This window comes from Micromonospora radicis (genome assembly GCF_003583405.1).
In the GTDB taxonomy this organism is placed as follows: domain Bacteria; phylum Actinomycetota; class Actinomycetes; order Mycobacteriales; family Micromonosporaceae; genus Micromonospora; species Micromonospora radicis.
In genome coordinates this window covers 340,874-361,226 of sequence record NZ_QXEC01000001.1, presented here as the reverse complement: position 1 = coordinate 361,226, position 20,353 = coordinate 340,874, and the positions used below count along the sequence as shown (strand labels likewise).

The 20,353-nt window shown below is 72.2% G+C and carries 22 protein-coding genes; 7 read left to right on the top strand and 15 right to left on the bottom strand.

The features are described from left to right. Positions 1–84: 84 nt before the first annotated feature. The 5 genes from tatC to D2L64_RS01680 form a co-directional block, all read right to left on the bottom strand. Positions 85–1,035 (bottom strand): twin-arginine translocase subunit TatC, encoded by a 951-nt coding sequence (gene tatC / locus D2L64_RS01700; protein WP_119572637.1) that lies wholly within the window; start codon positions 1,033–1,035, stop codon positions 85–87. 18 nt (positions 1,036–1,053) lie between these two features. After that, positions 1,054–1,341: a Sec-independent protein translocase subunit TatA gene (tatA, locus tag D2L64_RS01695; RefSeq protein ID WP_119572636.1), complete on the bottom strand. Its 288-nt coding sequence runs from the start codon at positions 1,339–1,341 to the stop codon at positions 1,054–1,056. 193 nt (positions 1,342–1,534) lie between these two features. Continuing rightward, positions 1,535–1,783, bottom strand: a complete 249-nt coding sequence (locus D2L64_RS01690; RefSeq protein WP_119572635.1) for a hypothetical protein — start codon at positions 1,781–1,783, stop codon at positions 1,535–1,537. Positions 1,784–1,792: 9 nt separating this feature from the next. Beyond that, positions 1,793–2,794 carry a helix-turn-helix transcriptional regulator gene (locus D2L64_RS01685; RefSeq protein ID WP_119572634.1) on the bottom strand — a complete coding sequence of 334 codons (1,002 nt, stop codon included), beginning with the start codon at positions 2,792–2,794 and terminating at the stop codon, positions 1,793–1,795. After that, positions 2,791–3,780 (bottom strand): helix-turn-helix transcriptional regulator, encoded by a 990-nt coding sequence (locus D2L64_RS01680; RefSeq protein WP_119572633.1) that lies wholly within the window; start codon positions 3,778–3,780, stop codon positions 2,791–2,793. The genes D2L64_RS01685 and D2L64_RS01680 overlap by 4 nt, the downstream gene beginning before the upstream one ends. Positions 3,781–4,004: 224 nt before the next feature. Here D2L64_RS01680 and D2L64_RS01675 point away from each other — a divergent pair, with 224 nt between their 5' ends. Next, the gene (locus tag D2L64_RS01675) at positions 4,005–5,093 is read left to right on the top strand and encodes a DUF3866 family protein (protein ID WP_119572632.1); all 1,089 of its coding nucleotides are present in this window, start codon (positions 4,005–4,007) and stop codon (positions 5,091–5,093) included. Here the strand turns inward: D2L64_RS01675 and D2L64_RS01670 are convergent. From D2L64_RS01670 to rfbA, 4 genes are all read right to left on the bottom strand, one after another. After that, the gene (locus tag D2L64_RS01670) at positions 5,080–5,265 is read right to left on the bottom strand and encodes a hypothetical protein (protein WP_119572631.1); all 186 of its coding nucleotides are present in this window, start codon (positions 5,263–5,265) and stop codon (positions 5,080–5,082) included. The two genes, D2L64_RS01675 and D2L64_RS01670, sit on opposite strands and share 14 nt — an antisense overlap. 56 nt (positions 5,266–5,321) lie before the next feature. Next, positions 5,322–6,680, bottom strand: coding sequence for a Pup--protein ligase (gene pafA, locus D2L64_RS01665; RefSeq protein WP_119572630.1), 1,359 nt, complete (start codon positions 6,678–6,680; stop codon positions 5,322–5,324). 66 nt (positions 6,681–6,746) lie between these two features. Continuing rightward, the gene (locus D2L64_RS01660; RefSeq protein WP_119572629.1) at positions 6,747–7,364 is read right to left on the bottom strand and encodes a dTDP-4-dehydrorhamnose 3,5-epimerase family protein; all 618 of its coding nucleotides are present in this window, start codon (positions 7,362–7,364) and stop codon (positions 6,747–6,749) included. Then, complete coding sequence (rfbA, locus tag D2L64_RS01655) at positions 7,361–8,272, bottom strand: glucose-1-phosphate thymidylyltransferase RfbA (RefSeq protein ID WP_119572628.1); 912 nt, start codon at positions 8,270–8,272, stop codon at positions 7,361–7,363. The genes D2L64_RS01660 and rfbA overlap by 4 nt, the downstream gene beginning before the upstream one ends. Positions 8,273–8,356: 84 nt before the next feature. Between rfbA and rfbB the strand changes: the two genes are divergently transcribed. From rfbB to D2L64_RS01625, 6 genes are read left to right on the top strand one after another with little or no spacing between them, the layout of a single operon-like run. Next, positions 8,357–9,358, top strand: a complete 1,002-nt coding sequence (rfbB, locus tag D2L64_RS01650) for a dTDP-glucose 4,6-dehydratase (RefSeq protein ID WP_119572627.1) — start codon at positions 8,357–8,359, stop codon at positions 9,356–9,358. Then, a complete protein-coding gene (gene rfbD, locus D2L64_RS01645; RefSeq protein WP_119572837.1) occupies positions 9,355–10,239 on the top strand; it encodes a dTDP-4-dehydrorhamnose reductase in 885 nt (294 codons plus the stop codon). Before rfbB ends, rfbD begins: the two co-directional genes overlap by 4 nt. After that, entirely contained in the window at positions 10,236–10,616 is a 381-nt protein-coding gene (locus tag D2L64_RS01640; RefSeq protein WP_119572626.1) for a DUF2304 domain-containing protein, read from the top strand. The genes rfbD and D2L64_RS01640 overlap by 4 nt, the downstream gene beginning before the upstream one ends. Continuing rightward, entirely contained in the window at positions 10,609–11,310 is a 702-nt protein-coding gene (locus D2L64_RS01635) for a glycosyltransferase family 2 protein (RefSeq protein ID WP_119572625.1), read from the top strand. Before D2L64_RS01640 ends, D2L64_RS01635 begins: the two co-directional genes overlap by 8 nt. Then, positions 11,307–12,620 (top strand): polysaccharide biosynthesis protein, encoded by a 1,314-nt coding sequence (locus D2L64_RS01630; protein ID WP_233558699.1) that lies wholly within the window; start codon positions 11,307–11,309, stop codon positions 12,618–12,620. The genes D2L64_RS01635 and D2L64_RS01630 overlap by 4 nt, the downstream gene beginning before the upstream one ends. Continuing rightward, a complete protein-coding gene (locus D2L64_RS01625) occupies positions 12,617–13,645 on the top strand; it encodes a glycosyltransferase family 2 protein (RefSeq protein ID WP_119572624.1) in 1,029 nt (342 codons plus the stop codon). The genes D2L64_RS01630 and D2L64_RS01625 overlap by 4 nt, the downstream gene beginning before the upstream one ends. Positions 13,646–13,912: 267 nt before the next feature. Here D2L64_RS01625 and prcA read toward each other — a convergent pair whose 3' ends face one another. From prcA to D2L64_RS01595, 6 genes are all read right to left on the bottom strand, one after another. Continuing rightward, positions 13,913–14,764, bottom strand: coding sequence for a proteasome subunit alpha (gene prcA, locus D2L64_RS01620; RefSeq protein WP_119572623.1), 852 nt, complete (start codon positions 14,762–14,764; stop codon positions 13,913–13,915). Positions 14,765–14,825: 61 nt separating this feature from the next. After that, on the bottom strand, positions 14,826–15,665 hold the full coding sequence (gene prcB / locus D2L64_RS01615) for a proteasome subunit beta (protein WP_199714362.1): 840 nt from the start codon (positions 15,663–15,665) through the stop codon (positions 14,826–14,828). Next, positions 15,584–16,105, bottom strand: a complete 522-nt coding sequence (locus tag D2L64_RS01610) for an endonuclease VII domain-containing protein (protein WP_233558698.1) — start codon at positions 16,103–16,105, stop codon at positions 15,584–15,586. Before D2L64_RS01610 ends, prcB begins: the two co-directional genes overlap by 82 nt. Before the next feature lie 186 nt (positions 16,106–16,291). Then, positions 16,292–16,507 carry a ubiquitin-like protein Pup gene (locus D2L64_RS01605; RefSeq protein ID WP_013734319.1) on the bottom strand — a complete coding sequence of 72 codons (216 nt, stop codon included), beginning with the start codon at positions 16,505–16,507 and terminating at the stop codon, positions 16,292–16,294. 117 nt (positions 16,508–16,624) lie between these two features. Next, complete coding sequence (dop, locus tag D2L64_RS01600) at positions 16,625–18,142, bottom strand: depupylase/deamidase Dop (RefSeq protein ID WP_119572620.1); 1,518 nt, start codon at positions 18,140–18,142, stop codon at positions 16,625–16,627. A 110-nt stretch (positions 18,143–18,252) separates the two neighbouring features. Continuing rightward, the gene (locus D2L64_RS01595) at positions 18,253–20,238 is read right to left on the bottom strand and encodes a hypothetical protein (RefSeq protein WP_119572619.1); all 1,986 of its coding nucleotides are present in this window, start codon (positions 20,236–20,238) and stop codon (positions 18,253–18,255) included. Positions 20,239–20,353: the final 115 nt, after the last annotated feature.

Sequence of the window (20,353 nt, the reverse complement as noted above, 5' to 3'; positions counted from 1 at the left end):
CCGTGCGGATTCGGCACCGCGGCCCCACGCACGCACGAAACGCCGCCCCCGAAGGGACGGCGTTCCATGGTCGATCGGTCCCGATCAGGTCACGTCGTCGTAGCGCCGTTCGATCGGCCTGGGTGCGGCCACCGGTTCCGGGGCGTCGATCGGGCTGACCCGGTCCACCGGGCGTCCCGACTCCACCGGGTCACGGTCGAACTCCAACGGCGATACCTCGTCGTCATCGATGCCGGCGTAGATCTCCTTGCCGCGTCCCCGCCGCTTGTCGTTGAGGAACGCCACCCCGACCGCGATGAAGTAGAGCAGGCTGAGGCAGAGCGCCAGCAGCGTCATGCCGAACGGGCCCGGGTCCGGCGTGGCCACCGCCGCGAACGCGAAGCAGATGAAGACCACCACCCGCCACCAGCTGAGCAACCGCTTGGCGCTGACCACCCCGGTGAAGTTGAGCATCAGCAGGGTGAGCGGGAACTCGAAGGCCACCCCGAACAGCAGGATCATGGTGGTGACGAAGCTGATGTAGCGGGTCACCTCGAGCTGCGAGTCGGTGCCGGTGACGCCGGCCTCCATCAGGAACGCCAGGCCCTTGTCGACCACGAAGAAGGCGAGCACCGCACCGGCGGCGAACAGCGGCGCCGCGATCGTGACGAAGACGTACGCCCACTTGCGCTCGTTGCGGTGCAGCCCGGGCGCGATGAACGCCCACAGCTGGTAGAGCCAGACCGGGGCACCGATGATCAGCCCGATCCAGAGCGCCAGCTTGAGCTTGAGCACGAAGCCGTCGGCGGGGGCGAGCATCAGGAACTGCTGGCACTCGCCGTCGACGATCATCCCGGGCAGCCGGCAGTACGGCTGCGCCAGCAGGTCGAATGCCGGCTGGGCGAGCAGGTAACCGATGATCAGTCCGACCACGATCGCCAGTGATGCCCGGAACAATCGGGTACGCAGTTCGCGGAAGTGCTCGATGAGGGTCATCGAGCCGTCGGCGGCCCGTTCGAAGTTGCTCGGACCACGCTTACGCAGGGCGAAGGCCACGGCGCTCGGGCCCCTCGCTCAGTTTTCGCGGACGCGCTGCACCGGGTCGACGACCGGCTGCTGCACCGTGCCCTGGTACGGCTGCTGCTGGGGCTGCTGCGGCGCGAGTGGCTGGTAGCCGGCCTGCGCGTCAGCCTTGCTGGCCAGGTCGCGGTCGTCGTCGTCGGCCAGGCTCTTGGTCTCGGCCTTGATGATGCGCAGCGAGCGGCCCAGGGAGCGCGCCGCGTCGGGGAGCCGCTTCGCGCCGAAGAGCAGGATCAGCACGACCACGAGTACGGCGATGTGCCAGGGCCTGAGGGCACCCATGTGAAGCTCCAGTCGCTTGTGTCAACGGGGGTGGTACCGCAGCCCATGGTACGTGCGCCAGAGGCTGTTGCCACCCACCGGGCGGTGGTGGAATTCTCCCGGCGGGTGAAGTCTCGGCCACCTGCGAGTGTCGCGTCAACCACTGGTTGGATCTTCGTAGCCGGAACCGGGCCGCTGGACCCGGCAGCGCCGATCAGTCGCCGCGCCGCGACCTGATCAGAGTCAGTCGCTGCTGGCTGGTCTCCAGCCGGCTCTGCAGCCCCTCGGCCCGCTGTTGGAGGCTCTCCGCCGCCGCGCGCAGCGCCGCCGCCTCGTCGGCCCGTTGCTTCAGGCGCACCGCGGCCCGGCGCAGCTGCGGCAGCCGGGCCAGCACGGGTCGGACCGCCAGCGCGAGCACGATCAACGGCACCAGCACCAGGGCGAGCACGATCCACTTCAGCACCGGGTCAGCCTACTGCCTGGGTGCGGTCGCCGCCGGGTCGGCGCCGGCCGGCACCGGCGCCGCGTACGCGTCGAGGGCGGCCACCGCCGTGTCGCGGACCTGCTCGGCCAGCTCGGCCGGGGCCAGCACGGTGACCTCCGGGCCGAGGCCGAGCACGAACCGGCGGGCCCAGCCCAGGTCGGTGACCCGCAGCGAGACCACCCAGCGCTCGCCGTCGGACTCGACCCGCTCACAGGGGTAGTACTCGGTGATCCAGCGCTCGCCCCGGCCGATCCGCAACGTGATCAGCGGCAGGTCGGGCGAGGGCCGGAACACCCCTTCGCTGAGGTCGTGCGGGCGGGCCTGGGGCGGCACCACGGCCGGCTCGTCCAGCTCGGTGACCGCGTCGATCCGGTCGGCCCGGAACAGCCGTACCGCCTCGGCCCGCCGGCACCAGGCCTCGACGTACGCCCGGCCGCCGAACATCAGTACCCGCAGCGGGTCGATCACCCGCTCGGTGGTCTCGTCCCGGGCGGCGGTGTAGTAGGTGATGCCCAGCGCGCGCCCGCTCTGCACCGCGGCGCGCAACTGCTCGACCCGCCGCGAGTCGCCCGGCAGCCGCACCTCGACCGGCGCGCTGACCAGGTCACCGGCCGCGTCCTCGATCTTGGCCAGGGCCCGCTCGACGGCCTCCCGGTTGGCCACCCCCGGCGTCTCGGCCAGCATCCGCAGCGCGACCACCAGGGCGAGGGCCTCGTCCGGGGTGAGCCGCAGCGGACGGTCGATGCCGGCGTCGTAGGTGATGGTCACCCGGTCGCCGTCGAAGGCCATGTCGATCAGGTCGCCGGGGCCGTACCCGGGCAGTCCGCAGACCCACAGCAGCTCGAGATCCTCGCGCAGCTGCCGCTCGGTCACGCCCAGGTCACCGGCCGCCTCGGCGATCTCGATGCCGGGGCGGGCCAGCAGGTAGGGCACCAGGTTGAGCAGTCGCGCCAGCCGGTCGGCGGAGGTCCGCGAGGCCGGTCGGGTCATCGGGTCACCGCCATCGAGTCGTGCCGGGCGGCGATCTCCTTGAGTCGCTGGATGACCGCGTCGCGTACCTCGGGTGGTTCGAGCACCCGTACCTCGGGGCCGTAGCCGACGAGGTGGCCGGCGAGCTGCTCCGGGTCGGAGTACGGCAGGATCAGCCGGTCCGCGGCGGGCCCGGTGGTGACGCTGACCGCCCAGCGGCGCAGCCCGGCGGCCCGGCCGGGGGTGACCAGCACGGTGGCCCGGCCGGCGTGTTCGGGTGAGCCGGACCAGCGGGCCACGTGGCTGATCAGGTCGACGCCGACCGGCGGCTGGTAGGCGCCGGTCGGACCGGTGGCCCGGACCTGGCCGACCACCCGGGAGAGCCGGAAGCAGCGGGCCGCGTCGCGGTCCAGGTCGTGCCCGACGACGTACCACCGGCCGCGCCAGCAGACCACGCCCCACGGTTGCAGCCGGCGGCGGGTGGGGGCGTCCTGGTCGGGTACCCGGTAGTCGAAGCGGACCTCGCGCCGGTCCCGGGCGGCGGCGGTCAGCGGCGCGAACGCCGGGTCGACGGTGACCATCGGCTCCAGCCCGAGGGTGGCCTGCGGATCCACGTCCACCCCGGCGGCACGCAGCTTGGCCAGGCCGGAGGACGCGGCGGCGGCGAGGCCGGCATGCTGCCACAGCCGCGCGGCGATGCCCACGGCGGCAGCCTCGTCCGGTTTGAGCGGGATGTCGGGCAGCGCGTACTCCCGGCGGGCGATCCGGTAGCCGGGCTCCGCGTCGAACGCGCTCGCCGTCCCGGTCTCCAGCGGTACGCCCAGCTCCCGCAGTTCGGCCTTGTCCCGCTCGAACTTGCGCTGGAATGCCTCGTGCTCACGGGCGTCGTCCGGGTCGTGCTCGTAACCCGGCACGGTCGCGGCGATCTGCGCGGCGGTCAGGAACCGACGCGTGGACAGCAGGCAGATCACCAGGTTGACCAGGCGTTCGGTGCGGCTGCGCGACACCCCGTAGACGCTAGCAGCCCGCCGTCCTCCCGACGCACCCACGCGCCGCCGGTCCACACCCACCACCACCCCAACTCGCCGATCATGAACTTGATGTCGCCGCTATGTCGTCTTTGCACCATCTTGTCCCGACCGAAACTCCGTGATCGACGGCGCGGGTGGGCCGCGCACGGGCGCGCGGGGGTGGGGCAGGGCGGCGTGGGGGTGGGGGTTAGCGTCGGGGGATGGTGCGGTGGCGGGTGGGGACGGTGGCGGGGCTGCGGCGGCGGTGGGCCGGGGCGGTCGAGCTGGACGTCGAGTTGGCCGACGGTACGGCGATGCGGGCGCTGGCCTACCCGGAGCTGGTCGGCACACCAGAGCCGGGCGACCGGGTACTGCTCAACGCCGGCGCCCTGCTGATGGGACTCGGCACCGGCGGGTACGCCCTGGTCGTGGCGCTGCCGGACCGGCTACCGCCGGACCCGCCGCAGGCGTCGGAGAGCCGCGACGCCGGTCACCTGGTGAAGGCCCGCTACACCCCGCTGCAGCCGATCCTGCTCGGCGTCGACGAGGAGGCGTCGCCGCACCACGCGGTGGTGGCCGCCGCCGAGGACGTGGCCGGACTGCCGGTGGTGACCGCCGACCTGCACTCGGCGCTGCCGGCGATCCTGGCCGGTATCCGCGCCGACTCCCCACAGACCCGGGTGGCGTACCTGCTCACCGACGGCGGGGCGCTGCCCGCCTGGTTCTCCCGCACCCTCGACGCCCTGCGCGACGAGTTGGTCGGCACGATCAGCGTCGGGCAGGCGTTCGGCGGTGACCTGGAGGCGGCCACGCTGCACACCGGCCTGCTCGCCGCCCGCCACGTGCTGCACGCCGACGTGGCGGTGGTCGCGCAGGGCCCCGGAAACCTCGGCACCGGCACCCGGTGGGGCTTCTCCGGGGTGGCGGTCGGTGAGGCGGTCAACGCCATCGCCACGCTGGGCGGGCGCCCGGTCGGCTCGCTGCGGATCTCGTCGGCCGACCCGCGGCCCCGGCACCGTGGCGTGTCCCATCACAGCCTGACCGCGTACGGCCGGGTGGCGCTGGCCCGGGCGGAGCTGGTGGTGCCCGACGGCCTGGAGCCGGCGCTGGCCGCGCAGGTCGACGCCGCGTTGGTGCCGCTGGCCGAGCGGCACGACGTGCGGACGGTGGACACCACCGGACTGGACGCGGCGCTACGCGCCAGCCCGGTGCCGCTGTCCACGATGGGCCGCGGGCTGGACGCCGACCATGCCTACTTCCTGGCCGCCGCCGCGGCGGGCCGGTACGCCGCCCGCCTCAGGCAAGAATGATCAGAGCCAGCCAGGCGCCGACGATCAACGCCAGGGCCAGGGCCAGCACCCAGGTCGGAACGGTGTACTCGCCGCGGCGGTTGCGCTCGACCTCGGCGCGGACCTTGTCCCGGCGGCGTTCCAGCCAGCCCTGTCGCTGGGTACCCGGGGTGGGGGGTTCGGGAGGCATCATGGTCCGCCCAGCGTACCCGGGCCCGCCCGTACGCTGGGCAGGCCCGGTGCCGCCGGTCACATGCTGGCGATCAGCCGCTCCACCCGCTCGTCGTACGCCCGGAACGGGTCCTTGCACAGCACGGTGCGCTGCGCCTGGTCGTTGAGCTTGAGGTGCACCCAGTCCACGGTGAAGTCGCGCCGCTTCTCCTGGGCGTGCCGGATGAACTCACCGCGCAGCCGGGCCCGGGTGGTCTGCGGTGGCGTCTCCTTCGCCTCGAAGATCTCCGGATCGGTGGCCACCCGGTCCACGTCGCCGCGCCGCTCCAGCAGGGCGTAGAGGCCCCGACCCCGGCGCAGATCGTGGTAGGCGAGGTCCATCTGCGCGACCCGCGGATGCGACAGCGGTAGGTCGTGCTTGCGCTGGTAGCGCTCGATCAACCGCAGCTTGGTCACCCAGTCGATCTCCCGCGAGACCGGCTCCAGGTCGCCGGTCTCCACCGCCCGCAGCACTCGACCCCACAACTCGACCACCCGCTTCGCGGTCTGGTCACCGCCCCGGCGCTCCACGAACTCGGTCGCCTTGGCCAGGTACTCCTGCTGGATCTCCAGGGCGCTGACCTCCTTGCCCGAGGCCAGCCGCACCTTGCGCCGCCCGGTGATGTCGTGCGACACCTCCCGGATCGCCCGGATCGGGTTCTCCAGGGTGAGGTCACGCATCACCACCCCGGCCTCGATCATCCGCAGCACGATGTCCGCGGTGCCGACCTTCAGCAGCGTGGTGACCTCGTTCATGTTGGAGTCACCGACGATGACGTGCAGCCGGCGGTACCGTTCGGCGTCGGCGTGCGGCTCGTCCCGGGTGTTGATGATCGGGCGGCTGCGGGTGGTCGCCGAGGAGACCCCCTCCCAGATGTGCTCGGCCCGCTGGGACAGGCAGTACACCGCGCCGCGCGGGGTCTGCAGCACCTTGCCCGCGCCACAGATCAGCTGCCGGGTGACCAGGAACGGGATCAGCACGTCGGCCAGCCGGCCGAACTCGCCATGCCGGGAGACCAGGTAGTTCTCGTGGCAGCCGTACGAGTTGCCGGCCGAGTCGGTGTTGTTCTTGAACAGGTAGATCTCGCCCGCGATGCCCTCGTCGTGCAACCGCTTCTCCGCGTCGATGAGCAGCCCTTCCAGGATCCGCTCGCCGGCCCGGTCGTGGGCCACCAGGTCGACCACCGAGTCGCACTCCGGGGTGGCGTACTCGGGGTGCGAGCCGACGTCCAGGTAGAGCCGAGCGCCGTTACGCAGGAAGACGTTACTCGATCGGCCCCAGGACACCACCCGGCGGAAGAGATACCGGGCTACCTCGTCAGGGGACAGCCTGCGCTGTCCGCGGTAGGTGCAGGTGACGCCGTACTCGGTCTCCAGACCGAAGATTCGCCGCTCCATGATGAGACATTAGCCGTACCGAGGCCCGGTTCGTCACTGTCGCGGCACCTGCACCCGATCTCGAGGTCACCCTCGGCCGGGTGACGCCCCACCGGACCGGCCCGCCAGGTACCTCCGGCACGCCTCGTAGTCGGGCAGCAGACCGGAGGCCCGGGCCTGTGCCAGGCTCGGCGCGGCGGCGTCGCGGGCGGACAGCAGCGGGGTACCGGCCGGCCACCGGATGGCCAGCTCCTCGTCCAGCGGATGCACGGCATGTTCGGCCGTCGGGTTGTACGTGGTCGAGCAGAGGTAGCTCAGGGTGGCGTCGTCGGTCAACGCGCAGAAGCCGTGGCCGAGCCCCTCGGCCAGGTAGACCGCGCGCCGGTCGACGTCGTCCAGCCGGACGCCCTCCCAGCGGCCGAAGGTGGGCGACCCGACCCGCAGGTCCACCACCACGTCCAGCACCGCGCCCCGCACACAGGTGACGTACTTCGCCTGCCCCGGTGGCACGTCGGCGAAGTGGATGCCGCGCACCACGTCCCGGGCCGAGACGGACAGGTTGCCCTGCGCCAGCCGCAGCGGGTGCCCGACCGCCTCGGCGAGCCGGTCGAAGCGGTACCACTCCAGGAACAGCCCGCGCGGGTCACCGTGCTGCTGCGGGGTGACCTCCCAGGCGCCCTCGATGCTCAACGGCCGCAGCTTCATCCGGCCACCCCCGGCCCGGCGGGCGAGCCGCTCGGCTCGACGCGGCCGGCGGCGAGCAGCGCCAGCAGGTAGTCGCCGTAGCCGCTCTTGGTCAGCGGTTCGGCCAACGCCCGCAGCTGCCCGTCGTCGATCAGCCCGGCCCGCCAGGCGACCTCCTCGACGCAGCCGATCTTCATGCCCTGGCGCTCCTCGATGACCCGGACGAACTCGGCGGCCTGCATCAGCGAGGTGAAGGTGCCGGTGTCCAGCCAGGCGGTGCCCCGGTCCAGGACGGTCACCGACAACTCGCCCCACTGCCGGTACGCCTCGTTCACCGCGGTGATCTCCAGCTCGCCGCGGGCGCTGGGGGTGAGCCCGCGGGCGATCTTCACCACCCGGTTGTCGTAGAAGTACAGGCCGGGCACCGCGTAGCGGGACTTCGGCCGCGCCGGTTTCTCCTCGATCGACCGCACCCGGCCGTCGGCGTCGAAGTCGACCACGCCGTACGCCTGCGGGTCGGCCACCGGGTACGCGAAGATCCGCCCGCCCACCGGGTCACCGGCGTCGGCGAGCTGCCGGCCCAGCCCGACGCCGTGGAAGATGTTGTCCCCCAGGATCAGCGCCACCGCCTCGTCGCCGATGAAGTCCGCACCGAGCAGGAACGCCTGGGCGATGCCCTCCGGCCGGGGCTGGGCGACGTACTCCAGCCGCAGGCCGAACTGGCTGCCGTCGCCGAGCAGCCGCTGGAACTGGTGCTGCTCCTCCGGCGTGGTGATCACCAGGATCTCGTGCACCCCGGCCATCACCAGGGTGGACAGCGGGTAGTAGATCATCGGCTTGTCGAAGACCGGCATCAGCTGCTTCGACACCGCCCGGGTGATCGGCCACAGCCGGGATCCGGTGCCACCGGCGAGCAGGATTCCACGCACCCGGGGAGCCTACCGGTAGCCGCCGGGCCCGGCACGTCGCGCGTACCCGGCGGTTGGGGGCGGTTCGCGTAGACTTCCGGACCCGTGAGGATCCTGGTAACCGGCGGCGCCGGGTTCATCGGTTCGGAGTACGTGCGGATGCTGCTCGGCGTGCCCGGCGGCACCGCCGAGGGCGTACCCGCGTTGGAACCCACGGGCGTGACGGTGCTCGACGCGCTGACGTACTCCGGCAATCCGGCCAACCTGGCGCCGGTCCGCGACGACCCTCGACTGCGGTTCGTCCAGGGTGACATCCGTCACGCGGAGGTGGTCGACGAGGTAGTCGCGGGGCATGACGTGATCGTGCACTTCGCCGCCGAGTCACACGTCGACCGCTCGATCGCCGGGGCCGCGCCGTTCGTCAGCACCAACGTGCTGGGCACCCAGGCGCTGCTCGACGCCGCCCTGCGCCACGGGGTGCGGCGGTTCGTGCACGTCTCCACCGACGAGGTGTACGGCTCCATCGCGGAGGGCTCCTGGACCGAGGACTGGCCGCTGGCGCCCAACTCCCCGTACTCGGCCTCGAAGGCCGGCTCGGACCTGCTCGCGCTGGCCTACCACCGCACCCACGGCCTGGACGTGGTGGTGACCCGCTGCTCCAACAACTACGGGCCGTACCAGTTCCCGGAGAAGGTCATCCCGCTGTTCGTGACCAACCTGCTCGACGGCGGTACGGTGCCGCTCTACGGCGACGGCGGCAACGTCCGCGACTGGTTGCACGTCCACGACCACTGCCGGGGCATCGCCATGGTCCAGGAGAAGGGCCGCGCGGGCGAGGTGTACCACATCGGCGGCGGTACCGAGCTGACCAACAAGGAGCTGACCGGCCGGCTGCTGGACGCCTGCGGCGCCGGCTGGGACCGGGTCGTCACCGTCCCCGACCGCAAGGGTCACGACCGCCGGTACTCGCTGGACATCACCAAGATCAACCGCGAGCTGGGGTACGCGCCGAGCATCACCCTGGGCGCCGGGCTGGCCGAGACCGTGGCCTGGTACCGGGACAACCGCGCCTGGTGGGAACCGCTGACCGGGACCGCGAACGCATGAGGATCCTGGTGACCGGCGCCGGTGGGATGCTCGGGCGGGACCTGGTCGAGGTGCTCGCCGAGGCGCCGGAACACACGCTGACCGCCGCCACCCGGGCCGACCTCGACATCACCGACCCCGCCGCCGTACGCGCCGCGGTGGCCGGTCACGACGTGGTGGTGAACGCCGCCGCCTGGACCGACGTCGACGGCGCCGAACGGGACGAGACCGCCGCGACCGCCGTCAACGGCACGGCGGTGGCCCACCTCGCCACCGCCTGCGCCGCCCACGGTGCCCGCCTGCTCCAGGTCTCCACCGACTACGTCTTCGCCGGCGACGCCGGCACCCCGTACCCCGAGGACGCGCCGACCGCACCGCTCAACGCGTACGGCCGCGGCAAGCTCGCCGGTGAACAGGCGGTGGCTCGGCTGCTGCCCGACGCCGGCTACGTGGTGCGCACCGCCTGGCTCTACGGCGGCCACGGCCGCAACTTCGTCACCACCCTGCTCGACCTGGCCGAACAACGCGAGTTCCTCGACGTGGTCGACGACCAGCGGGGCCAACCCACCTGGTCGTACGCGCTGGCCCGGCAACTGGTCGGGCTCGCCGGGGCCGCCCTGGCCGGTCGGGCCGCGCCGGGCGTCTACCACGGCACCTGTGCCGGCGAGACCACCTGGTACGGCCTGGCCCGGGCGGTGTTCGCCGGACACGGGCTCGACCCCGACCGGATCCGCCCCACCACCAGCGCCCGGTTTCCGCGTCCCGCCACCCGCCCGGCGTACAGTGTGCTAGGGCACGGCCGATGGGCCGACGCGGGCCTGCCGCCGCTACCGGACTGGCACGCCACGCTGATCGAGGCGCTCACCCCCGCCGCTCCACCCTCCCCGTGGAAGGTCGCATGAAGCTCACCCTGGTCACCGGGCTGACCGGACTGGTCCTGCTGGCCACGATCGTCGAGCTGCTGCGCCGCCGGCAGCTCCGGGAGAAGTACGGCATGCTCTGGCTCGGGCTGCTGTTCGTGGTCATCCCGCTGTCCCTGTTCCCCCGGCTGCTCGACGGCGTCGCCGACCTGCTCGGCGTGGCCTCCGGGGTCAGCCTCGTGCTCTTCCTCGGCATCGTCTTCCTGCTGCTGGTCTGCATCCACCTCAGCTGGGAGGTCAGCGCGCTGGAGGAGGAGACCCGGACGTTGGCCGAGGAGTTCGCGCTACTGCGCGCCGAGGTCGAGGCCGACCGGGCCGAGCGGGCGGAGCGGCCGGAACTGGTGAGCCGCGATGGTTAACGGCAAGCGTCTGCTCGTCATCATCCCGGCCCTCAACGAGGCCGGCTCGATCGCCGACGTGGTCCGCGAGATCCGCGGCGAGCTGCCCGGCGTGGACGTACTGGTCGTCGACGACGGCTCCGCCGACCGCACCGCGGCCGTCGCCACCGCGGCCGGCGCCCGGGTCGCCCGGCTGCCCTACAACCTTGGTGTCGGTGGGGCGATGCGGCTGGGTTACCGCTACGCCCACGAGCACGACTACGACGTGGCGGTGCAGATCGACGCGGACGGGCAGCACGACCCCCGGTACGTGCCGAAGCTGGTCGACCTGCTCGACGACTACGACCTGGTCATCGGCGCCCGCTTCGCCGGCGAGGGCGACTACACCGTACGCGGGCCGCGCCGCTGGGCGATGGGCATGCTGTCGACGGTGCTCTCCGGCCTCGCCGGCACCGCGCTGACCGACACCACCTCCGGATTCCGCGCCGCCAACCGCCGGATGATCGAGATGTTCGCCCGCTGGTACCCGGCCGAGTACCTCGGCGACACCGTCGAGACGCTGGTGCACGCCGCCCGCCGCGGCTACCGCATCCAGCAGGTCCCGGTGGCCATGCGCCGCCGGATGGCCGGCACCCCGAGCCACTCCCCCGCGAAGGCGATGGTCTACCTCGGTCGGGCACTGGCCGTGCTCACGCTGGCGCTCATCCGCCGGTGATCCGTCGACTGCTCCGCCTCGTCCCACCCGGCACCCTCCCCGTCGGCGGCGGGCTGGCCCTGGTCGGCCTGGCCGCGTACGTGCACCTCGCCGTCGCCGGGCACAGCCTCACCGCCGACGACTACTCGTCGTTGTCGGTGCTCTGGTCCATCGTCTTCACCGTCGGCATCGGCGTGTTCCTCCCGGTCGAACAGGAGGTGGCCCGGCTGGTGGCCGCCCGCCGCACCCGGGGGCTGCCCCCCGGGCCGGTGCTGGCCCGGGGCGCCACCGTCGCCGCCGCCGTACTCACCCTGCTGCTGGCGGCCACCGTCGCCACCGCCGACACCCTCGCCGACCGGCTCTTCGCCGGCGACCGGACGATGGTGGCGGCGCTCGGCGGCGCACTCGGCGCACTCGCCCTGGCCCACACCACCCGGGGCGTGCTCTCCGGGCTGCACCAGTTCGGCTGGTACGGCACCCAACTCGGCGTCGACGGCGGCCTGCGCATCGGGTTGGTCGCCGCGCTCGCCCTGGCCGGCGTCGACTCGCCGGTGGCGTACGCCCTGGTGCTGGTCGTCGCGCCGCTGCTGGCCGTCGCGCTGACCGCGCCACCGGTGGCCCGGGCCGCCGGCGGCGGGAACCCGGTGCCGTGGCCGCCCCTGCTGCGCGGCCTCGCCCTGCTCACCGTCTCCAGCCTGCTGTCCCAGGTCGTGGTCAACGTCGGCGTGATCAACGTACGGCTGCTCGCGCCGGCCGACGTCGCCACCGCCGGGGCGCTGCTCTCCGCGCTGGTGCTGGTGCGGATCCCGCTGTTCGTCTTCGGCTCGATGCAGGCCGCCCTGCTGCCCGGGCTGTCCACCGCCGCCGCCACCGACGACGAGGCCGCCTTCGCCGGTCTGCTGCGCCGGGCGCTGGCCGTGGTGACCGCGCTGGGCATCGTCGGTGGCACACTGGCCGTACTGCTCGGACCGTGGCTGGTCCAGCGCCTCTTCGACGCCCCCGACGTGCTCGGGCACGCCGACTTCGGCTGGCTCGCCCTGGCCACCCTGGCGTACCTGTGGGCGATGGTGCTCGGCCAGGCGCTACTGGCCCGCGACCGGCACCACGCGCAGGCCACGGCCTGGACCGTCGGCGTCGTCGCACTGGCCGCCGCTACCCTCGCCCCGCTGACCGTCGCGCTGCGCGTCGAACTCGGCTACACGGTCGGCTCCGTGGTGGTCGCCGCCGTCATGATCGTCCTGCTGCGCCGCCGGCAGACCCCGACCCCGCCCCCGCCCCCGTCCGCCGCGCCGGCCGCCGTGCCCGCGACCACCCCCGGAGGGAACCGATGAGCGCACCCCGCGTGACCGCGGTGATGCTCGCCTACGGCGCCGAACCCTGGCTGGTCGACGCCGCGCAGGCGGTACTGGCCAGCACCGGCGTCGAGATCGAACTGGTGGTGGTCGACAACGGCTGCACCGGCGACGGCATCGACGTGGTCAAGGGACTACCCGGCGTACGGCTGATCCGCCCGGAGGCGAACACCGGCTACTCCGGCGGCTGCAACCTGGGCGCCGCCGAGGCCACCGGCGACTGGCTGGCCTTCGTCAACTCCGACGCCGTGGTGGCACCCGACGCCCTCGCCAAGGTCGTCGCGGTCGCCGCCGAGCCCGGCGTCGGCGCCGCGATGGCCTCCATCCGGCTCGCCGACCAACCCGACCTGATCAACACCTCCGGCAACCCGCTGCACTTCACCGGCCTGTCCTGGGCGGGTGGCAACGGGGAACCGGCCACCGCGCACGCCCACCGTACGGTCGTACCGTCGCTCAGCGGCTGCTGCTTCGTGATCGGTCGGCAGCGCTGGACGGAGCTGGCCGGCTTCGCCGACGAGTACTTCGCCTACCACGAGGACACCGAACTCAGCCTCCGGCTGTGGCAGCGCGGCCTGCGGCTGGAGTACGTACCGGACGCCGTGGTCCGCCACCACTACGAGTTCTCCCGCAACGACCTCAAGCTCTACCTGGTCGAACGCAACCGCCTGATCACCCTGCTCACCGCGTACCAGGGCCGCACGCTGACCCTGCTGGCCCCGATGCTGCTGCTCACCGAGACCGCCATGCTCGCCGCCGCGCTGGCCGGCGGCTGGGGCCGGCAGAAGGTCCGCGGCTGGGCTTGGCTGTGGCGGCACCGCGACTGGGTCCGCGCCCGCCGCCGTCGGCTACAGGGCGAGCGTAGGCTCGGCGACGGCGCCATCGCCCACCTGATGACGGCCCGGGTGGCCCCCTCGAACGTCGCCGCACCCCCCGGCATGGGCGTCTTCAACGCCGTCGCCGCCGCCTGGTGGGCCCTGGTCCGGCCGCTGCTGGCCCGCGACTGACCCGACCTGCCGCCGTCGACCGACCGCCCGAGTGGGCGCGCCACGCGGTCGCGCGGCACACCGGTCCGGGACGCCATCCTGCGCGCTCACCCTGATCGCGGTGTTGATGCTGCTGCGCGACGCGAGGAGGACTCCCCCGGCACGCCCCGCTCTGCTTCACTCCGCGCACCGGTTCGGCCCGGTTTCGTTGCGTGGAGTGAAGCAGAGCAAAGGGTCCACAGCGCACCTCGGGTCGGGGCGCCGGTGCCGGCCCCGGGCCGGGCGGCGTCAGCTCTCGGACTTGTCGCCCGGCTTATCCTCCAGGTCGGCGGAGCCCGCCGAAGTGGTCGGCTTGTGCGCTTCCTCCGTCGGCGTGGTGGGAGTCCTCGCCCGGTCGCCGGCCGACTCCGCGTCGCCGGCCGACTCCGCGTCGCCGACCGCACTGCCGTCGAGCAGGGCGGTCAGGGCCGCGCCGGTGATCCGCCGGAAGGTACGCCCCACCCGGTTGCGGTCCAGGACCGCCACCTCCAGCTGGTTGGCGGCGATCGTCCGGGCGGCACCGCCCTCACCACCGACGCTGCCCAGCGCCTGCACCGCCACCCGTACCGCCTCGCCGAGCGACATGTCCGGCCGGTGGTTCGACTTCAACACCCCGGCGATCGCCTCGGACTGCCCGCCCATCGCCATCCGGCCCGGCTCGTCGGTCACCGAACCGTCGTAGGTGTTCCGGTAGAGGGAGTCCTCCTCGGGCGTGGCACCCACCTCGGCCACGCAGATCTCCACCTCGAACGGCTTGGACTGTTCGGTGAAGATGGCGCCGAGCGTCTGCGCGTACGCATTGGCCAACCCGAGGCCGGTGACGTCCCGCCGGTCGTAGCTCAGGCCGTTGAGGTCCGCCATCCGCACCCCGGCCCGGCGCAGGTTCTCGAACTCGTTGTACCGGCCGACGGCGGCGAAGCCGATCCGGTCGTAGATCTCACTGACCTTGTGCAGGGCGCTGGACAGGTTCTCCGCGACGAAGAGCACCCCGCCGGCGTAGCTCAGGACCACCGCGCTGCGGCCCCGGGCGATGCCCTTGCGGGCGAGCTCGGAACGGTCGCGCATGATCTGCTCGGGCGAGGCGTAGAACTGCATGGCCACGGCGGCGGCTCTCCTTCGGGCACGGTACGGGACAACTGCGGGTCAGCTACGGGCGGGCGGCTCAACCGCCCGGGTTCTCCATCCGGCCGGCGACCACGCTCTCGGCGATCGCCGACGTCTCCGCGTCGGTCAGCCGGTACGTCCCCTCCGCCGTCGCGGTCATCACCACCGGGTAGATCCGCCGGGTCAGGTCCGGCCCGCCGGTAGCGGTGTCGTCGTCGGCGGCGTCGTAGAGCGCCTCCACCGCCAACCGCACCGCGTCGTCCACGGACAGCCCGGCCCGGAACCGCTTCTTCAGCGCCGACTTGGCGAACAGCGAGCCCGAACCGATCGCGTCGTAGCCGGTCTCCTCGTACGGGCCACCCGTGACGTCGAAGCTGAAGATCCGTCCCGCCCGGGCCGGATCCTTCGCGGCCAGGTCGAACCCGGCGAACAACGGGATCACGGCCAGGCCCTGCATCGCGGCACCGAGGTTGCCCCGGATCATCGAGGCCAGCCGGTTGGCCTTGCCGTCGAGCGAGAGCATCGCGCCCTCGATCTTCTCGTAGTGCTCCAGTTCCACCTGGAACAGTCGCATCAGCTCGATGCCGATGCCGGCGGTGCCGGCGATGCCCACCAGCGAGTACGCGTCGGCCGGGTGCACCTTCTCGATGTCCCGCTGGGCGATCAGGTGGCCCATGGTGGCCCGCCGGTCGCCGGCCATCACCACACCACCGGCGGCGGAGATGGCCACGATGGTCGTGGCGTGCGGGGCCAGGTCGGCGGCCATCCCCGGGGGCAACGGCCGGCGGCCGGGCAGCATCTCGGGAGCCACCTTGCTCAGGAACGAGGTGAAGGAGGACGTCCCCGCGTTGGTGAACACATCTGGTAGACGCCCGGATGGATCAAAACCCGCTGCCACGTGGTTCCTCTCAGGTACGTGATGGCCCGGGCCAGCCTCGTCGGACTGTCACGGAACTGGCCGAGACCACCGTTGCAGTTGAAGCAGAGTATCCCGCGCACCCACCCGGTGCGATGATCGTGGTCCACATGTTCCGGATCGGGGTCACCGCACACCCCGCAGACCCCACCCTGCTCGGCCAACAGCTCGTCGAACTCCGCCTGCCCGATCCCGTAGCGACTCCGCAGGTGGTATTCGCGGGTCCCACCGTAGAGCCGCTGTTTCGTCTCACGCGTTCGGGTGTTGTGGCAGGGCTTGCAGTAGGTGGCGTAGCCCGAACTGTCGGCGCGGTTGCGGGGAAACTCGGCAAGCGGTTTGACGCTGCCGCAGTCCGCGCAGAATCGGTGCCCGTCAGGCACCTCTCGGGCTGGCTTCACTTCCCGGGCATGCTGAAGCTTCACCCGTTTGGCGTAACTGGCCTTCGACCGGATGTTGAAACATGGCTTGCAGTAGCTACCTCGACCATTGGGACGCTTGCTGTTCGAGCAGAATTCTTCAGGCGCCTTCCACTGACCGCAGTCACGGCAGCGAAGCTGACCGCTTCCGTCGTCCCGCACTCCCGCCATGTCCGATTTAGGCCTATATGTTCACTGGCCTCCCTTTTGCACGTATCCTCTCACGAATTCCTCGGCGTTCTCCTCGAGGACGGAGTCGATCTCGTCGAGCAGGTCGTCGACGTCCTCGGTGATCTCGGCGTGCCGCTCGGCGACCTCCGGGTTCGCCTCGACGGTGACGTCCTCGACCTCTTCGCCCTGGCGGGACTTGCCCGACTGCGACTGACCGCCGCTGTCACGAGTGGCCACTGTTGCCTCCTCCACGATCTCCCTGCGATGAACTTACCTCGCGGGAGCGACGAAACGCCCGCCGCGCGCCGGTTCGAAAGCGGCGCGCGGCGGGCGTACCCGGTGCCGACCGGTCGCTCAGCCGCCGGTGAGCGACTCCAACAGGTCCTTGGCGCTGGCGCAGCGGTCGAACAACGCCCCGACGTGCCGCCGGGTGCCGCGTTCCGGCTCCATCATCGGCACCCGCACCAGCGATTCCCGGCCCACGTCGAAGATGACCGAGTCCCAGCTGGCCGCGACCACCTCGGAGGCGTACTGCGCCAGGCAGCGGCCCCGGAAGTAGGCGCGGGTGTCCTCCGGCGGTTCGGTCATCGCCGAGCGACTCTCCTCGTCGGTCAGCAGCGTCTTCATCGAACCGCGGGACACCAACCGGTGATAGAGGCCCTTCTCCGGGCGCACGTCGGAGTACTGCAGGTCGACAAGTTGGAGCTTGTGCGAACCCCAGGCCAGCTTCTCCCGGTCCCGGTAGCCCTCCAGCAGCCGCAGCTTGGCCACCCAGTCCAACTCGTCGGCGCAGAGCATGGCGTCGCGGCCGAGCCGGTCCAGCACGGACTCCCAGCGGTCCAGCACGTCGGCGGTCTGTTCGTCGACGTCGCTGCCGTAGCGGTCCTCGACGAACGCGCGCACCCGTTCCAGGTACGCCCACTGCACGTCCAGCGCGGTCAGTCGGCGTCCGTCGCGCAGCCGCATCCGATGCGACAGCGACGGGTCGTGACTGACCGCCCGCAGCTCGCCGACCGGGTCGGCGATGCCCAGGTCGGCACCGAGCGCCTTCTCCTCGATCATCGTCAGGATCAGCGCGGTGGTGCCCACCTTCAGGTAGGTGGAGATCTCCGAGAGGTTGGCGTCGCCGATGATGACGTGCAGCCGGCGGTACTTGTCGGCGTCGGCGTGCGGCTCGTCCCGGGTGTTGATGATCGGCCGCTTGAGCGTGGTCTCCAGGCCCACCTCGACCTCGAAGAAGTCGGCGCGCTGGGAGATCTGGAAGCCGCTCTGCCCGCCGTCCTGGCCGATGCCGACCCGACCGGCGCCGCAGACGATCTGTCGGGTCACGAAGAACGGGGTCAGGTACGCCACGATGTCGGCGAACGGGGTCTGCCGCCGCATCAGGTAGTTCTCGTGGGCGCCGTAGCTGGCCCCCTTGTTGTCGGTGTTGTTCTTGTAGAGGTGGATCGGCGCGGTACCGGGAATGGTGGCCGCCCGACGGGCCGCCTCGGCCATCACCCGCTCCCCCGCCTTGTCCCAGCGGACCACGTCCCGGGGGGTGGTCACCTCCGGAGTGGAGTACTCGGGGTGGGCGTGGTCGACGTAGAGCCGGGCCCCGTTGGTGAGTATGACGTTCGCCAGCCCGAGATCCTCGTCGGCCAGCGCCTCGGCCGGGTCGTACGCCGCGCCCGAGTAGGTGAAGCCCCGGGCGTCCCGCAGTGGCGACTCCTCCTCGTAGTCCCAGCGGGCCCGGCCACCCCGGTTCAGTTCCGGTCGGGCTCCGTAGGCGTTGACCACCTGGGAGGAGGTGACCATCGGGTTGGCTCCGGCCTGGCCGGGCACGGAGATGCCGTACTCGACCTCGGTGCCCATGATCCGTCTTACGCTCATCGACCTACCCGCTTCGCTTGCCCGATCGGTCCCCGTCCCTTCCGAGCGTAGTCGGCAGTCGGGCCCACGGGGGCGTGGCGGTGTGGTCGGTACGCAGCGGGTCGTGCGGGTCAGCTCGGCGGATCATCGACGATCATCGTCTCGACGGTGATCCGATCGGCCAGCTCAGGGTACTCACGCAGCATCCGGTTGACCCGTACCCGGGCCCCGTCGGTGGCCATCACCAGGCGGATCTCGCCCGGCACCCGGTGCAGCATCTGCGAGGTCCGGTCCGGTTCGACGAAGACCATGTCGTAGATGCCGGCCTCGGTCTGCGCGGTGGTGCCCTGCAGGGTGGAGAGGCAGATGCTGGCCAGGTAGGACTGGTAGGGCCGGCGGTCGAGGATCAGCGTGGTGACGCCGTCGACCGCCGGGTACCGCTGGTATGCCTGCTCGCACACGGCCGCGGCCCGGCCGGGCGGGTCGAGCTGCTGGTGCACCCACCGCTCGGCCCAACTCTGCCGGTCGACCACGAGCAGGCTGCGGTGCCAGCCGGTGACGCCGACGAAGAAGACCGTGGCGGCGGCGACGGCGACGGCGGTGAGACCGGCCAGCACGGTACGCACCGGGCGGCCCCGCCGCGGCACCGGCAGCAGCCGCACCACGGCGGCGGTACCGACGATGAGCAGCACGGTGGTGAGGTGCCCGGCCTTGTTGAAGTAGTAGCCGACCTCGCCGCCGAGGCTGAGGCTGGCCTGGCCGATGGCCAGGGTGAGTAGCATGCTGACCAGCAGCACGAACAGCCAGCGACGCCAGGCCGGGTCGACCCGGCCGACCCGGACGGCGTGCACCAGCAGGGCCGGTACCACGAACGCGCCGAGGCCGCCGAGAGCGAGCCAGGTCTCGGTGACGTCCGGCCCGACGGTGGCGGCGAGTGACTCGGTCTGGTTGGCACGGAACACGCCGAGCAGGATCGGTACCGGGGCGAGGACGGCGGTGGTGACGCCGATGAGCAGCGAGGTGGCCAGCCGACGGCGGATCTCCCGGCGCCGCAGCAGCAACGCGCCGAGCACGAGGATCCCGGCAGCGGGCAGGAACAGGTAGTAGGTGTAGCCGATGCCGACCAGCAGGGCGCCCAGCAGCAGGAGATGTTCGCGGGGTGCGGCGACCGGCCGGGCGACCAGTACCGCGAGGACGACGGTGAGGGTCAACCCGAGCGTCTCGGTGGGATAGCCGGAGAGCAGCATCCGGGGCATCTGGGTGCCGAGGACCAGGGCGCCGACGACGACGGTGAGTACGGTCCGGCTCAGCGGGTGCAGCGGCCCGGGTAGCCGTTGCGCGGCCCAGAACAGGACGAGCACGAACAGCCCGAAACCGGCGAGGTTCCACCAGAGGAACGGCTCCACGGCTGCCGCGCCGGCCGGCGCGGTGCCGGGCGCGGTGCCGGGCGCGGTGCGGTGCCCGTCGAGCAGGGCGACCAGCAGGTGCCAGCCCTGGGGGTAGTAGACCAGCAGGGAGAGCAACTGGTCGCGGACCGCGGCCGGGTCGAGGAAGACGTACCCGCCGTGCTGGCCGATCACGTCGACCAGGCTGAGGTGGCGCAGGTAGTCCTCGCCGCGACCGAAGACGGTCAGTCGTCCGACCAGGTCACCGGCGCGCAGCAGGGGCTGGGCGAGGTACCAGACGAGTCCGGCGGTGGCGGCCACGGAGAGCAGGTCGGCCCAGCCGGGGCGGGGCAGGGTGGGCCGGCGGCCGGTGGCCAGGGCGGTCAGGACGAGCACGGTGAGGGCGGTCCCGCCGACCGGTAGCGGTGCCATCCCCCACGGCCAGACCGTGAAGAGCAGCCCGGCCGCGGTGGTGAGGCAGATCAGCAGGACGGCGGCGAGTAGCACCCGGTCGAGCAGGGTACGGCCGCCACGGAGCAGGCTGGCGGTGGCGAGCAGCACCAGCGGAGGCAGGGCCCACCGGGCGTCGAGGGCGACCGCGACGAGCGGCAGCAGCCAGGCCGCGGGCAGGGCGACCAGCGCGACGAGGAGCCGTCGGCGGTACGGGGAGCCGGGGCTGGGGGTCAGGGCCGGGGCGACCGGCGGTGCGAGGGCGCTCTGCTCGGCGGGCACGCGGGATCCTTGACGGGGTAGGAGGAGATGTCCCGGAGTCTACCGGTGTCGCCCGGTTCCTGCCCGCCGCCGTGGGGCGTACGCCGCGTGCGCAGGGCCCGTGACGCGAGGCGTC